14 protein-coding genes are annotated in these 14,248 nt (G+C 63.9%); 8 read left to right on the top strand and 6 right to left on the bottom strand.

Annotated elements, in window-relative coordinates; all coding sequences use genetic code 11:
• The first annotated feature begins 8 nt into the window (after positions 1 to 8).
• Both AC1Q61_RS14270 and AC1Q61_RS14265 read left to right on the top strand, forming a co-directional pair.
• Complete coding sequence (locus AC1Q61_RS14270) at positions 9 to 1,436, top strand: hypothetical protein (RefSeq protein ID WP_193595514.1); 1,428 nt, start codon at positions 9 to 11, stop codon at positions 1,434 to 1,436.
• A 67-nt stretch (positions 1,437 to 1,503) separates the two neighbouring features.
• The gene (locus AC1Q61_RS14265) at positions 1,504 to 2,883 is read left to right on the top strand and encodes a hypothetical protein (RefSeq protein WP_223304380.1); all 1,380 of its coding nucleotides are present in this window, start codon (positions 1,504 to 1,506) and stop codon (positions 2,881 to 2,883) included.
• Here the strand turns inward: AC1Q61_RS14265 and AC1Q61_RS14260 are convergent.
• Positions 2,840 to 3,265 carry an NUDIX hydrolase gene (locus tag AC1Q61_RS14260; protein WP_007730102.1) on the bottom strand — a complete coding sequence of 142 codons (426 nt, stop codon included), beginning with the start codon at positions 3,263 to 3,265 and terminating at the stop codon, positions 2,840 to 2,842. The genes AC1Q61_RS14265 and AC1Q61_RS14260 overlap by 44 nt on opposite strands.
• 190 nt (positions 3,266 to 3,455) lie before the next feature.
• Between AC1Q61_RS14260 and AC1Q61_RS14255 the strand changes: the two genes are divergently transcribed.
• Genes AC1Q61_RS14255 through mnhG form a run of 6 tightly spaced genes read left to right on the top strand, consistent with a single transcriptional unit; the run spans position 3,456 to position 9,795 of the window.
• A complete protein-coding gene (locus tag AC1Q61_RS14255) occupies positions 3,456 to 6,293 on the top strand; it encodes a Na+/H+ antiporter subunit A (protein ID WP_007730104.1) in 2,838 nt (945 codons plus the stop codon).
• Positions 6,290 to 6,922 (top strand): Na(+)/H(+) antiporter subunit C, encoded by a 633-nt coding sequence (locus AC1Q61_RS14250; RefSeq protein WP_003945054.1) that lies wholly within the window; start codon positions 6,290 to 6,292, stop codon positions 6,920 to 6,922. The genes AC1Q61_RS14255 and AC1Q61_RS14250 overlap by 4 nt, the downstream gene beginning before the upstream one ends.
• A complete protein-coding gene (locus AC1Q61_RS14245) occupies positions 6,919 to 8,619 on the top strand; it encodes a Na+/H+ antiporter subunit D (RefSeq protein WP_003945059.1) in 1,701 nt (566 codons plus the stop codon). Before AC1Q61_RS14250 ends, AC1Q61_RS14245 begins: the two co-directional genes overlap by 4 nt.
• Entirely contained in the window at positions 8,616 to 9,188 is a 573-nt protein-coding gene (locus tag AC1Q61_RS14240; protein ID WP_003945063.1) for a Na+/H+ antiporter subunit E, read from the top strand. Before AC1Q61_RS14245 ends, AC1Q61_RS14240 begins: the two co-directional genes overlap by 4 nt.
• On the top strand, positions 9,185 to 9,454 hold the full coding sequence (locus AC1Q61_RS14235) for a monovalent cation/H+ antiporter complex subunit F (RefSeq protein ID WP_003945061.1): 270 nt from the start codon (positions 9,185 to 9,187) through the stop codon (positions 9,452 to 9,454). Before AC1Q61_RS14240 ends, AC1Q61_RS14235 begins: the two co-directional genes overlap by 4 nt.
• A complete protein-coding gene (gene mnhG / locus AC1Q61_RS14230) occupies positions 9,451 to 9,795 on the top strand; it encodes a monovalent cation/H(+) antiporter subunit G (protein WP_003945045.1) in 345 nt (114 codons plus the stop codon). The genes AC1Q61_RS14235 and mnhG overlap by 4 nt, the downstream gene beginning before the upstream one ends.
• Here the strand turns inward: mnhG and AC1Q61_RS14225 are convergent.
• The 5 genes from AC1Q61_RS14225 to napA all read right to left on the bottom strand — a co-directional run bounded on the left by AC1Q61_RS14225 (position 9,761) and on the right by napA (position 14,242).
• Positions 9,761 to 11,128 (bottom strand): phosphatase PAP2 family protein, encoded by a 1,368-nt coding sequence (locus tag AC1Q61_RS14225; protein WP_042926204.1) that lies wholly within the window; start codon positions 11,126 to 11,128, stop codon positions 9,761 to 9,763. The two genes, mnhG and AC1Q61_RS14225, sit on opposite strands and share 35 nt — an antisense overlap.
• Before the next feature lie 107 nt (positions 11,129 to 11,235).
• Positions 11,236 to 12,360 (bottom strand): glutamate--cysteine ligase, encoded by a 1,125-nt coding sequence (locus tag AC1Q61_RS14220; protein WP_003945034.1) that lies wholly within the window; start codon positions 12,358 to 12,360, stop codon positions 11,236 to 11,238.
• 90 nt (positions 12,361 to 12,450) lie between these two features.
• On the bottom strand, positions 12,451 to 13,152 hold the full coding sequence (gene sodC, locus AC1Q61_RS14215) for a superoxide dismutase[Cu-Zn] (protein WP_007730117.1): 702 nt from the start codon (positions 13,150 to 13,152) through the stop codon (positions 12,451 to 12,453).
• Between the two features lie 95 nt (positions 13,153 to 13,247).
• On the bottom strand, positions 13,248 to 13,838 hold the full coding sequence (locus AC1Q61_RS14210) for a LytR C-terminal domain-containing protein (RefSeq protein ID WP_042926201.1): 591 nt from the start codon (positions 13,836 to 13,838) through the stop codon (positions 13,248 to 13,250).
• 53 nt (positions 13,839 to 13,891) lie between these two features.
• A complete protein-coding gene (napA, locus tag AC1Q61_RS14205) occupies positions 13,892 to 14,242 on the bottom strand; it encodes a nucleoid-associated protein NapA (protein WP_007730120.1) in 351 nt (116 codons plus the stop codon).
• Positions 14,243 to 14,248 lie beyond the last annotated feature (6 nt).

The following is a 14,248-nucleotide window of genomic DNA, read 5'->3' as shown; positions in this document are numbered from 1 at the left end:
TTGGCCCGATGCCACTCGATCTTCGAGCGATCCTCACCACCGTCGCTGCGCTCCTGTCCGGGATACTCGCGGCGCTGGCCCTGACCAATCCGGTTCTCCGTGACTGGGCCATCGTGGCCTCTCCGTCGGAAGTAGATCGCTGGATCAGCAGTGGACCCACCGCTGTCGGGCTCGGCGCCGTGGTTGCCGTGCTTGCCTGCGCACTCTCACAGCGTCGCGGCTCCCGTCGGGCAGCCTGGATCGCGATCACCGTCGGGGTCGCCGTCATCGCGATCATTCGGGCAGTCGTGCCCGAGGTTGCGTCACTGGACCTGCTGATCGCCTTGATCATCGTCAAAAGTGTTGCAGCCGGTGCGATTCTGGGTTGTGTGGTTGCCGTCAGTTGGGATCGCACCGCCACGAAGAACGCCACCCTCCTCGGCGTGCTTGCCGCCTTCCTCGCGGTTCGCACGTTCGCCGGCGGGACGGGCCGGATGAGTACGTCTTCGGTAGGTGAGCCGTCGTGGTGGCTGATCGGCGCCACGGCCGCAGCAGCAATCGCCTGTGCAGTGACCGCGCAATCCGGCTTCCGGATCCGCAAGCCCGACGCGGGCGAAATCCGCATAGCGCTCGTGGTGATCGCCGCGCTGGCGATCGGGCATCGAGTGCTCGGCGCCGTGATCGATCGCCAGCAGTACGCGTCCGAGGCAACTGCCTGGATCGTCATGGTCTTGGCAGCGGGCGCTGCGCTCGCGTTGACATGGATCGCCGCCTACCGTCTCGGCGACACCTCCGGTGCTGGTGGCAAGTTCCTCTGGGCCGCAACCGCTCTGGCCGCTGCGTCGGCTCCGCTGTTCGTCGACATCGCGAAGGGTTCCGGCCACTGGGGAGACCTGAAGTCCCCCTGGGTACTGGTGCTTTTCGCAGCCCTGCCGGTCGCCGTCGGATTGCGACTGCACAAGCAGGTGCCAAACCTCGTTCCCATCGCCGTTCTCGTTGCGGTACCGCTGTCAGAACTACTGCCCTTCGACTCCGCGCACGGTGTCTGGTCAATCGCACTGAAGATCGCCTCGCTGGGTCTCGCCGCCGGATTCCTGTTCGGTGCCCTGGCTCCCGGCAGCCTGGTCGACGCCACACTCGGACTCGCCATTCCCTTTGCCGCAATGACCTTCTCGTCGATCGCCATTCTCACCGATCAGCTCACCGCGCCGCCAGAGTTGACAGCGGCAGACATTCAGCGATTGATGGAACTTCCCATCCCGGCGCACGTCAGCGCCAACGGAGGACTATTCGGACGCGGAATAGGCATCACCATCGACTACGTCACCCCTCAGACCGTCGGCGCTGCAATCCTCTTCGCCTTGATCATCGGCTTCTGCGGTGCAGCGATCCTCCGACGGTCCCATCCACCCGTCGACACCACGGAATCTCGGATCGAACCGGGGCCAGTCGACTGACACACCGTCACCGGACTGAGACCTGCTATTGCGGTGCAACTGGTACCGGATTGACTATTTTGGAGCAGTGCCCATCGCCCGCAGGACGCTGCTCGTCGCGCTGAGTGGTGTGACGGCATTCGTCGTCACCGTCGTCGCCTTGGCACCGTTCGTGAACAGCCAGTCGACGTCGATTTCGACGGGCGACAGGTTCTGGTCCATCTCGACCATCGGCGCCGGCGTCTTGGCTGTCGTCGCGGTCGGGACAGCCGCGATGATGGCCCGCTGCCGGTTGCGGACCGCGGCCATGACGGTCTTCGGTGGACTCCTACTCGAACTGCCCGGGCTCTACGATCACAACTTCGAGGCACTCTCACCCGTCGGTGCGGGAGTCGCTGTCGGCGCGGTCACGGTTGCTGCCGCTCCCCGGGTCCGAGCCGCTTCCGTCGCGGGAACGATTGTTGCCGTGCATGTCTCGGATTCACTCCTCGACGAAGACGCTATTCCTCGGCGGTACGCGGACTACATCGCCGACAACACCAACCAGTTTCAACCACCAGTGTTGGGGGCAACACTGCTCGCGCTCGCTTTGGCCGCCGCCTGCGTCGCCGCGTTCTGGTTCCACGACTTCGACAAGGACCACCCCAAGGAACGGATGGCCGTTCGACCGGTGACTATCGCGGCGGTGCTCACTCTCTTCGGGGTCGCTGCGAATTGGTGGTTCGAGATCACCACCGTCACGGCGGCGGTGCCTCTACTACTCGTCGCGCTGGTGATCACGGTGATCTGCGCGCGGGTGCTGGGCGACGGCAGTCGAATCCTGCTGATGTGTACCGCTGCCGTCGCAACTCTGGCGGCGGTCTCGGCGAACCGTCCCGCAACCGAAGCCATGGAATGGTCGAAAACCCCCGCCTCCACCGCCGTCGTGATCGGACTCGTCATCGTCGCCGCGGCAGCGATCGGCGCGATCGCTCCCTCGCGAGTCGTCGGCTACGGATTGCTCCTGACGGTCACGGTCGCCGGGATCGTCAGCTACGCCACGTCGCCGTCGCCGAAGATCGGTGACGTTCTCACGATCAGCGATCTTCTTGTCGCCTTCACCGCTGCGGTCGTCACGTACGCGATCGCCAGCGCGATGTACCGAGAGCCACCGCGGACCGGAGCGTCACGAGCCCTCGTCGGACTCGGTGTCATCTTCGGCCCGACGGCGCTGGCCCTGCTCGTCTATCCGCAGTTCGACTACGGATGGACGGCGTACACGCCGCTCGACGAGAACAAGCCCTTCAACGGCATCACGACGGTCGGCCCGTTCGAAATCTCGACCGACATTCTGATACTCGACGCCGTGGCGCTGATCATCGTGGCCGTCTGCGCCTACGTGAGTCTCCGATTGGGGCGGATCAATCGATCCGTTCCTCCGCCGATCAGTCGATCAGATCCATCGACGCCAGGCGATGGAACACTTTGAGTGATCCGGGCGCCACCTCGTCCATCGCTGCGTACTCGGCGAGCGTGAAGTAGCGGAACTCGGCGATCTCGCTGGTCGGGTGCGGGTCTCCGGCCATCTCCGCCAGATAACAACTCATGTGCAGGCCCGTGTCCGCGGAATGTCCGAAAGCGTGAGCCTCGAAGACGTCGAGGAACGTGACCGTCCCGTCGACCAGATCGACGTCGAGTTCCTCCCGAATTTCGCGGTGCAGTGCCTGCTCGGGCGTCTCCCCCGGGTCGATCTTTCCGCCGGCCATGTAGAACGCCGTCTTGCCCACGGAGCGGGTCTGGATCAGCTTGCGGTCACGAATGTGTGCAAGGGCAGCGGTACGGATGATCGTGGTGGGTGTCGACGAATTCACGTCGTCCAACCTACGTGTATCAGCGAGTGCCGATGATGTCCGAATCGACTCGCTGCACATCGAAACTGCCACGCCCGGTAATATGTACGCAAAGACAACCTCTCCGACAAGGTGAATTGTCTCGTTAATCCGATAGGTTCGATTTTGTTCGGACACCCCGCCGCCCGCTGACAACACGACGGAGTGCCTTTTGCTCGCTATCTTGCTTGCCCATGCCGTTGCCGCCCTCTTGGCTCCGCTTGTGGTGCGCAGGTTAGGGCGAAACGGCTTCTTCCCCCTCGCGATAGTCCCCCTCGCCGGCCTCGGCTGGGTCATCGACAAATGGGGCACCGTCGAGACGCTGCACATCACCTGGGTTCCAGGGCTGTCGATGGACATCGACTTCAGGTTCGACGCGCTTTCGGCCATCATGGCCGTGCTCGTCCTGGGTGTCGGCACGCTCATCCTGGTCTACTGCGCCCGCTATTTCACCGACGACGAACCTCGACTCGGTATCTTCGCCGCCGAGATGGTCGCCTTCGCGGGTGCCATGTTCGGGCTAGTGACCAGCGACAACATGCTGCTTCTCTACGTGTTCTGGGAACTGACGACGGTCCTGTCGTTCCTGCTCGTGGGTCACTACGCCGAACGCGCCACCAGCCGCCGCGCCGCGACCCAGGCACTGCTGGTCACCACCGCGGGTGGTCTGGCGATGTTGGTCGGCATGATCATCCTCGGCCAGGTCGGCGGCAGCTACAACCTGTCCGAACTGGTCGCGAACCCGCCGACGGGGTGGCTCCCGTCCGTCGCGATCGTCCTGATCCTGATCGGTGCGCTCTCCAAATCGGCAATCGTGCCCCTGCACTTCTGGCTTCCCGGTGCAATGGCCGCGCCAACCCCTGTCAGCGGTTATCTTCACGCTGCTGCAATGGTCAAGGCCGGTATCTACCTCGTCGCGCGCCTGGCTCCCGGGTACGCCGATTCGCCGCCGTGGCGCATCACCATCATCAGTTTGGGTCTGCTGTCGATGATCCTCGCCGGTTGGCGAGCCATGCGCGCGTACGACCTCAAACTCGTCCTCGCCTTCGGAACCGTCAGCCAACTCGGCTTCATGATGGTCCTGGTCGGCATCGGCACGCGTGACGCCGCCCTGGCCGGCATGACGATGGTCGTGGCGCACGCGATGTTCAAGGCCGCACTCTTCATGGTCGTTGGCATCATCGATCACACGACCGGTACCCGTGACCTGCGCAAACTTGCTCACCTGGGTAAAGCGGCACCCGCTCTCGCGATCATCGCGAGCCTCGCTGCCGCCAGCATGGCCGGTCTGCCACCGCTACTCGGATTCGTCGGCAAGGAAGCCGCACTCGAATCGGTGCTCGAAACGAACGCGCTCGGCCACTGGTCGTCCATCGCCGTCGTCACGGTGATCGTGTTGGGCTCGATCCTCACCGTCGGCTACAGCGTCCGCTTCATCTGGGGCGCCTTCGGACGTAAGACCCTGAGCAAGCCCAGCCCAGCCGTGAGCAAGATGCACAAGCCGGGTTGGCTGTTCCTGTTCGCGCCCGGCCTGCTCGCTGTTCTCGGTCTGGCCGCCGGCATTCTCTCGCCCCAGCTCGAGAAGCTGCTGACCCCGTACTCCACCACACTGGCCCCCGGACCTCACGCCGACTACCACCTCGCGCTGTGGCACGGATTCAACACTCCGCTGCTGCTCACCTGCATCGTCATCGCCGGCGGCATCGCGCTCTACATCGCGCAGCGTCAGATCAGCCGACTGCACTTCGAGCACCCGCCGCTCGGCAACGCCGACCGTATCTACGACGCGACCCTGCGCGGCATGGACACCATCTCGATGCGCCTGACCGGTGCCACTCAGCGTGGTTCGCTCCCCCGCACACAGTCGACGATTCTCGCGACGCTGGTCGTTGTGCCGCTGTTCCTGCTGATCATCGACACCGATGGCGGCGGAGTCGACCTTCGGATGTGGGATTCACCCATCCAGTTCACTATCGCGCTGATGATGATCTCGGCCGCCATCGCCGCGACGCTGATGCGCAACCGACTCGCCAGCGTCATCCTCGTCGGACTCACCGGCTACGGCTGCGGCGTGTTGTTCGCGCTGCACGGCGCACCCGACCTCGCGCTGACCCAGTTCCTCGTCGAGACACTGACACTGGTGATCTTCGTGCTCGTGCTCCGGAAGTTCCCCGCCGAAGTCGACGAGAGCAAGGCGATCGGCTTCAAGTGGCCGCGTGCCGCACTCGCTGTCGCCGTCGGTATCACCGTCACCACCATCGCGGCCTTCGCGACCAATGCCCGAAACACTCGTCCGATCTACGAGCTGCTTCCCGACGCTGCCTACGACCTGGGCAACGGCAAGAACGTCGTCAATGTCCTACTCGTCGACATCCGCGCATGGGACACCCTCGGTGAGATCTCGGTGCTGCTGGTCGCGGCAACTGGCGTCGCCAGCCTCGTCTTCCGCAACCGCCGGTTCGGTATCGCGCCGCGCGTCGCGGACGCCCCCTCCGTCATCGTCGACAAGGCAGCTGCCAACTCGGACACGACGTGGTTGCGCGGCGGAGACCTCATCGATCCTCGACACCGTTCGCTGGTTCTCGAGGTCACCACGAGGTTGATCTTCCCGACCATCATGGTGTTGTCGATCTACTTCTTCTTCTCCGGTCACAATGCCCCCGGTGGCGGTTTCGCCGGAGGCCTGACGGCGGGCCTGGCGCTGGTACTTCGGTACCTCGCCGGCGGACGCTACGAACTCGGTGAAGCCGTACCCATCGACGCGGGCAAGATTCTCGGCCTCGGTTTGGCGCTGGCCGCGGGCACCGCCCTGGTGTCGCTGTTCCTCGGCGCCCCGGCGCTCTCGTCCGCCGTATTCGAGTTCACACTCCCGCTCATCGGCCACGTCAAACTGGTCACCGCACTGTTCTTCGACCTGGGCGTCTACCTCATCGTGGTCGGCCTGGTCCTGGACGTACTCCGAAGTCTCGGCGCCCGCCTCGACGCAGAAATCGAGGTGAAAGCACCATGAGCGCAAACATCGGAATGCTGATCCTGATCGGCGTCCTCACGTCGGCCGGTGTCTACCTGCTGATCGAACGAAGCATCACTCGGATGCTGCTCGGTCTACTTCTATTCGGCAACGCCATCAACCTCTTGATCCTGACCGTCGGTGGATCGGACGGGAATCCGCCCATCGTCGGCCGAGATTCGGTCCACGAGGAAATAGCGGATCCGCTCGCCCAGGGCATGATCCTGACGGCGATCGTGATCACGATGGGTATCGCCGGCTTCGTTCTGGCACTGGCGTACCGGTCTTACAAGATCAACACCGCCGACGCCGTCGAGGACGATCCCGAGGACACCAAGGTTCTCAAGCGTCGCCTGCCTGCCGACGCTCCCGACCACGACCGCTCCGACGACCCGGTCACCGGTGCCCCGAGCATCGGCGGCGACGCATTCGACAAGGACGGCAACCCTATTCCCCTCGAACAACTGGTCAACCTCGAGGACATCGAATGCTACGACGACCTCCACGACGGCGACTTCGAGGACGAACCGGTACCCGACTGGGCCACCGACCTTGCTCGTAAGAAGGAATCCGAGAAGCGGCGCAAAGACGCTCGCCAGACCAAGATCGAGGGAGGTGGAGGCGCATGACCATCTCGGACAACCTGATGGGAGCCCTTGCGCCCCTGCCCGTCTTGATCCCGATGCTGGCCGCTGCTGCGACGCTGGTCGTCGGCCGACGTCCTCGTTTCCAGCGCGTGATCACACTGATCGCGCTCGTCGGCGTCGTCGCGGTGTCGGGCTTGCTGCTCTACCTCGCCGACCGCGACGGTACGACGGCCGTTCAGGTCGGCGGCTGGGACTCCCCCATCGGCATCACACTCGTGGTCGACCGTCTCTCGGCGATGATGCTCGTGGTCTCGTCGGTGGTGTTGCTCGCCGTCATGATCTACGCGATCGGTCAGGGTATTCGCGACGGCAGCGAGGCCCAGCCGGTCTCGATCTTCCTGCCGACCTATCTCGCATTGACCGCCGGTATCTCCAACGCGTTCCTCGCCGGTGACCTCTTCAACCTGTACGTCGGATTCGAGGTTCTGCTCGCTGCGAGTTTCGTGCTCCTGACGCTCGGTGCCAGCGCCGACCGCGTCCGGGCCGGTGTCTCGTACGTGATGGTCTCGATGGTGTCCTCGCTGATCTTCCTGGCGGGCATCGCCTTCGCCTACGCGGCGACCGGCACCCTCAACATGGCCGACATGGCCCTGCGCTTCGACAACATTCCGCCGGGCACACGAACCGCCATCTTCGCTGTCCTTCTCGTGGCGTTCGGCATCAAGGCCGCGGTCTTCCCGCTGTCTGCGTGGCTACCGGACTCGTATCCGACCGCGCCCGCACCGATCACCGCCGTCTTCGCCGGGTTGCTCACCAAGGTCGGTGTGTACGCGATCATCCGCGCGCATTCACTGCTGTTCCCGCAAGGGGAACTCGACAACGTACTGATGGTGTGCGGCCTGCTCACGATGGTGGTCGGCATCATGGGTGCCATCGCGCAGAGCGACATCAAACGTCTTCTCTCGTTCACACTGGTCAGCCATATCGGTTACATGATCTTCGGTATCGCACTGTCCACGACGTCCGGGCTGTCCGGCGCGATCTACTACGTCGCCCACCACATCATCGTGCAGACGACGCTCTTCCTCGTCGTGGGTCTGATCGAACGACAAGCCGGGTCGTCGTCGCTGCGCCGTCTCGGCGGTCTGGCGGCGGCCAGCCCGATCCTCGCGATCGTCTTCCTGATCCCGGCGCTGAATCTCGGCGGTATCCCGCCGTTCTCGGGCTTCATCGGCAAGGTCGCGCTCCTTCAGGCCGGTGCGGCCGACGCCAGCGCGTTGGCTTGGATCCTCGTTGCCGGCGGCACGATCACCAGCTTGCTGACGCTCTACGCCGTCGCCCGCGTGTGGACCAAGGCTTTCTGGCGAGCCCGGGCCGACGCGCCCGAAGGTGACCTCGCCGACGTCAGCCCGTCAGCGTTGATCGACGAGTCCGAAGAGGACATCGCGTTCGTCGACCGCGAGGATGTCGGCAAGATTCCGCTCTTCATGCTGATTCCGACGGTCGGACTTGTCATCGTCGGTCTGGCACTGACGGTGTTCGCGGGCCGGATCATCGACATCAGCGACAGAGCGGCGAAGGATCTGCAGGACCGGTCCATCTACATCGACGCGGTTCTCGGCAACCACCGGCCCGTGCCGGTCGACGAAGCTCCCGTCGCTGCAGACGACCCCGCAGCCGTTCCGAATACCGAGGCCCCGAACACCGACGTCCCGAATACCGAGGAGGCTCCGCGATGAAACGCGAACAGGTACTCCGCGTCGGGATCCTGCTGTGGCTGATGGTCGTATGGATCCTGTTGTGGGGCAACATCAGTTTCGGCAACATCTTCGGCGGACTCGCCGTCGGCCTGATCATCATGGTCCTGCTTCCCCTCCCCCGCGTACCGGTCGAGGGTCGGGTACATCTGCTGTCGATTCTGCGTCTGTTGTGGATGATCGTGTACTACGCGATCCAGTCGAGTATCCAGGTCGCGTGGCTGGCGATCCGTCCGTCGCCGCCGCCGGTCACCGGAGTTCTGCGGTACCAACTCGGGATCAAGTCCGACCTGGTTCTCACGCTGTGCATCGACGTTCTCAACCTGATCCCCGGCACGATGGTTCTCGAGATCGACCAGAACCGACGCATCGTCTACGTCCACGTGCTCGACGTCGGCTCGCAGAAAGCCGTCAGCGCGTTCTACCGCTCGGTGGAGGACCTCGAGCGGTTGTTCATCGCGTCGTTCGAACGTGATTCGGACTGGCAACCCAGCCCATGGCACCAGCGCGACTACGAATTCGATGCACCCCGGCAGGAGGACCAACCATGAACGGGTTCATCACCACGATCTTGATCATTTCCGGAGTGATTCTGCTGATCGCCGCCGTACTGACCACGTTCCGATTGCTCGACGGTCCGAGCTCACTCGACCGCCTCGTCGCCCTGGACACGATCATCGCGGTCTCGATGTGTGGACTCGCGGTCTGGGCCGCGTACAGCAAAGACACGACCATCGTTCCCGCGATCGTCGCGCTGGCGCTGGTCGGCTTCATCGGTTCCGTGTCCGTCGCGCGCTTCCGGGTGAGTGACCAGTGATCGGCAACATCCTCGACACGATCGGGGCCATCTCCATCTTCCTCGGCGCGCTGCTCGCGCTGACCGCCGCGGTGGGAATCGTTCGCTTCCCCGACACTCTGCGTCGTATGCACGCGGCCACGAAACCTCAGGTGGTCGGACTGATCTTGGTCCTGATGGGCGCCGTGTTCCTGCTTCGTGGGAGCGTCGACATCTGGATGTTGGTCCTGGTGGGCATCTTCACGCTGCTGACGGCGCCCGTGATCGCGCACAGCGTCGGCCGAGTCGCCTACCGCGAACAGCGCGAAGAGGACGACCTCATGAAGATCAACGAGCTGGAAGACCCGGACTCTCTGCTGTAGCGGCATCCCACTCGCCGTCGCGCTCGCCCCACACCGCAAGAGCAGTGCCGGGGCGGGCGAAGAAGGTGGCGAAGTACGCCACCGACATGAGAACCAGGACAGCCATCAGCAGCGGCCCGAAGATCGCCGGGTACTCGGCCATCTGCACCGCAGCGAACCGGTACGAGAGCAACAATCCCGCCAGGAGTGCCGAGCCACCGATCAACAGACGCACTCGGAACCACCCCCAGCCGCGCTCCGGATCCCGTAGCGCCGCATCGAGGGTCAAGCACAGGACGGCACCGGCAATGAGGTCGACGCCGTAGTGGAATCCGAAGCCGAGCGTCGCGGTCAGGGTCGCAACGAGCCAGAACGATCCCAGGCTGCGAATCCACCACGGTCCGCTGCGCGAGTGGATGAACAGCGCGACTGCCCACGCGGTGTGCAGGCTCGGCATGCAGTTTCGCGGTGCGGCGTCGTCGAACGGCAGCGACGACGGTGATGCGAAGTCGAAGTTGGGCACGATGTTCGGCCAGTAGTCACCGATCTGGAATCCGAACCCACGCGGACCGAAGGCGAACACCGGGCCGACCACCGGGAACAGGACGTAGAAGATCGGGCCGATCAGCCCGATGAGCAGGAACGTGCGCAGCAGGTGATGCGACGGCCATCCCTTACGTACTTGATAGAGAGCAACCACGATCACTGCGACCGGCAGTTCGACGTAGATCCAGTCGAGGGCTGCTGCACCGACGGGGCCCATGGCGTCGACGATCTGGCCCATCACCCACGACGGATTCCCGAGAGCCTGGTCGGCGAGGAACACGTACTCGTCCCACACGTCGGTGCCGACGAGAATGGTGATCTCCAGCCACGTCTCGGCAACCTTGGCCGCGATGATGAGCAACGCGCCGAGAGCGACGCCGTGCAGAACGCTGAGTCGACGCTCACCGGACAACTTCCACACCGCGTACACCGCGATGGCCGTCAGCACCCAGGTGCCGCCGGTGCCCATCGTCAGCGGTCCACCCGAGAACCAGCGGATCGCGCCGACGACCACGTCGATCACGACGGCCGCGGATACCGCGTAGATGCGTTCTTTGTTGTTCAGTCCGACGAGCGCGAGAGCGAGGCCCACCCAAGGCATGGTCGCGGAGCGGGGAACGAGGAAGTAGTCACCGAACAGGCTTTCCACCGGACCGAGATAGCCCTTGTACGACGCGAACGCCTGCACGCCCAGGACCAGCACGGTCAATGCTGCTGTGCCGATCAGAAGGAGTCGGTGAGAACTCGACCACGAACGGTCCGACTGTCCGGGTGCGCCCCCTCGTTGGGACCAACTGTCTATCAACACCGGACAATAGTAAACGGCGTGTGAACTGAATATGGACACCCACTGGACAAACGGTTGGTATGCCCGGATTTCCAGTCCGCGAAACAGTCCTTCGCACTGTGAACCTGCTAGGTGCCCAACTCTGCGACCAAGGCGTCGACGACCGCAACCAGATCGCCGCCCGTCGCTTCCGCGACACGACGTTGCCGCTGGTAGGACGCGCCGCGACGGGGAATGTCCGCCACCGACGCCAACTCGTCCGCGCAGCCGAGTGAGACCGCAATCGGCGCCAAGTCGTCGAGCAGGCGATCCAGATCGTCAGTGACGAGGCACTCGTTTGCGTCGGAGTCGAGGATGATCTCGGCGTCCAGTCCGTATCTCGCTGCGCGCCACTTGTTTTCCTTGACGTGCCACGGCTGCATGTTCGGCAGAGTCTCACCGGCACTCAGTCTGCGGTCCAGATCGACGATGAGGCAGTGGACCAGAGCAACGAGAGCACCCAGTTCAGCGCGTGTCGAGACGCCGTCGAACACCCGGACCTCGATGGTTCCCCACTTCGGCGCGGGACGGATGTCCCAGTGCATGCCACCGATCTTGGTGATCACACCGGTCTTCATCTGGTCGTCGATGAACGACTCGTATTCGGCCCAGTTCTCGAACTGGTACGGAAGGCCCGCGGTGGGGAGCTGCTGGAACATCAACGCGCGATTGGAAGCATAGCCGGTGTCCACACCGGCCCACATCGGCGAGGACGCCGACAGCGCCAACAGGTGCGGATAGCGCTGCAGCAGTGCGTTGATGATGGGGAAAACGCGATCCGCGGACGAGACACCCACATGAACGTGCACGCCCCAGATCAGCATCTGCCGACCCCACCACTGCGTGCGTTCGATGAGTTCGTCGTAGTCGGGTGTCCGGGTGACCAGCTGCGTCGACCATTGCGCGAACGGGTGCGTGCCCGCGCTGATGAGGTCGACGCCGAGCGGATTCGCAGCGCGGCGAAGCAGATCCAGTGACCTGTCGAGATCACTCATCGCCTCGCCGACCGTCGAATGAATACCCGTGACGAGTTCGACGGTATTTCGCAGTAGTTCCTTGGTGATGTGCGGGGTTTCGGAGCCGGCAAGCTCTTCGACCGCCGAAAACACCTCGGCTGCTGTGTTGGAGAGATCTCTGGTCTTGCGATCGACCAGCGCGATCTCCCACTCCACGCCCAGCGTCGGGCGCGGCGAACCTGGAAATGGAACTACCACGCAGAGAATCCAATCACAGTGTCGGTAAAAACACCGTGCTGGCTACTGCGTGGTAGTCGCCGGAAGTGATGCAAAACTCAGGTGAGTTTGTCAGCTCTTGGTGATGACACCGCAAGCAACGCGTCCGCCGGCGTCACCGGTGTCGAGGGTCTGCTGATCCGGTGCCGGCGCGTAACGCGTCGGGATGTTGCCGAAGTTGTCCGCTCCGGCGTGGATCATGACGGATGTTCCACCGTTTGCGACCAGTTCGTCGACGGTGAATGCATCGGTCGTGGTGACCAGTGTGGCGGTGCCGTCTTCGAGGACCTGAACCGAAGTGAGGTCGCCGCTCGCCGGGTGGCCCGTGTGACCCTCGGCCTGGAAGTGTCCGCCTGCCGAGAGGAAGTTACCCGGCTCTCCGCCGCTGGGGGCAACGGAATTGGTCTCGCACTTGGCGACCTGGTGGACGTGGAATCCGTGGAAGCCGGGGGTGAGGCCCTTGGCGTCGAGGGTGACCTTGACGTCGCTACCTTCCTGCGCGAACGTGACCGTTCCGACCTTGGCGCCGTCGGTGCCGTTCAGCGTTGCGGTGACCGTTTCGGCAGAAGCGCCGGCGTGAGCCGTCTCGGAACCGTGGCCGCCCGCGCTTTCGTGCGCGCTGGGATCGGCTGCACCGGTCCACACCGGAGGAGTCGTGCCGGGGACGCTGCTGGGCTCTTCGCTGTTACTGCAAGCGGTCAAGCCGAAAGCGGCAATCGCGACTACAGGGGCAACGACGCGCCAGGACATACGCCGGGTGCTGCTGGGGGCCATCGAACCGCTCCTTTGAGGTGGCGAGAAAGTGCTTCTGATCATAACGGCGCGTGTAGTAGCTGGAACCGACGGGTCAGTTCCACCTTCACGACCGGTCAGTTGGAGGTCACGATCACGATCACGCCAGGTGACGCGTTCGCGATGCCGGCGAATCGAGGCTCTGCGGAGACTCCGAGTTCAGCCGCGATCTTCTGCGCCGCTGCCTTCTCCGCCGCGGACGATCCGTAATACACCGTCGTCGTACTGACGGTGCCCTCGCTGTAGTTACCCGTCTCCTCGACGTTCCAACCTGCTGCCGTCAATTCCTCGGCGGTGCCTGCTGCCAGACCGGAGACGGTGCTGTTGTTGAGAACTCGAACGCTGACATTCGACGTGTCGGTGCCGCTCGCGGAGCTGGAAGTCGTGGTCGTCGCAGTTCCCGAGGGTCGCGACGTGGTGGTGGTATCGCCCGAAGCGGGTTGTGTCGTCGCTGCCGGCTTGGTGGTGGCCGGCGCGGGGGCGCTCGTCGTGGCAGACGCCGAGGATTCGGTCTGCTCTGCTGCGGTGTTCTCGTCGCCCGATCCACCGTCGCTCGATCCACCCAGTGAGGCTGCTCCGAGACCGATGAACACGATCGCCAACGCGATCAACACCATGGCGATTGCGCGAAGCGGAGGTCCGGACGGCTGCTCTTTCGGGGTACTCACGATGTCGACCTTATCGCCAGTGCGTGGACAGCCCGATCATATGTACGCGTGATTCAGGTGACCTCGAAGCCGAGGCGACGCGCGGCCCTGGCCTTCTGACGGCTGGCACGCAGACGACGCAGGCGCTTGACCAGCATGGGATCAGCCGCCAAGGATTCGGGGCGATCGACCAAGGCGTTGAGAACCTGGTAGTAGCGGGTTGCCGACATGTCGAACAACTCCTTGATGGCTTCTTCCTTCGCACCGGCGTACTTCCACCACTGACGCTCGAAAGAGAGGATGTCGTGCTCCCGGCGGGTGAGGCCGTCTTCGCCGACCTCGTGCATGCCTGCTGTATCTACTACCGAATCGTCGGCGCCAGTGCCTTCGGACTGGTTCCGACTACGCGCGGTTGCGCCGTCCATGTCACT

Source organism: Rhodococcus sp. MPR-R1B (assembly GCF_058793255.1).
This window is presented reverse-complemented; position numbering and strand designations above follow the sequence as displayed.

Bases quoted from the DNA above. Each gene is read 5' to 3' on its own strand.
- AC1Q61_RS14245 (WP_003945059.1), top strand. From the start codon at position 6,919: ATGACCATCTCGGACAACCTGATGGGAGCCCTTGCGCCCCTGCCCGTC.
- sodC (WP_007730117.1), bottom strand. From the start codon at position 13,152: ATGGCCCCCAGCAGCACCCGGCGTATGTCCTGGCGCGTCGTTGCCCCT.
- napA (WP_007730120.1), bottom strand. From the start codon at position 14,242: ATGGACGGCGCAACCGCGCGTAGTCGGAACCAGTCCGAAGGCACTGGC.
- AC1Q61_RS14235 (WP_003945061.1), top strand. From the start codon at position 9,185: ATGAACGGGTTCATCACCACGATCTTGATCATTTCCGGAGTGATTCTG.
- AC1Q61_RS14250 (WP_003945054.1), top strand. From the start codon at position 6,290: ATGAGCGCAAACATCGGAATGCTGATCCTGATCGGCGTCCTCACGTCG.
- AC1Q61_RS14270 (WP_193595514.1), top strand. From the start codon at position 9: ATGCCACTCGATCTTCGAGCGATCCTCACCACCGTCGCTGCGCTCCTG.
- AC1Q61_RS14240 (WP_003945063.1), top strand. From the start codon at position 8,616: ATGAAACGCGAACAGGTACTCCGCGTCGGGATCCTGCTGTGGCTGATG.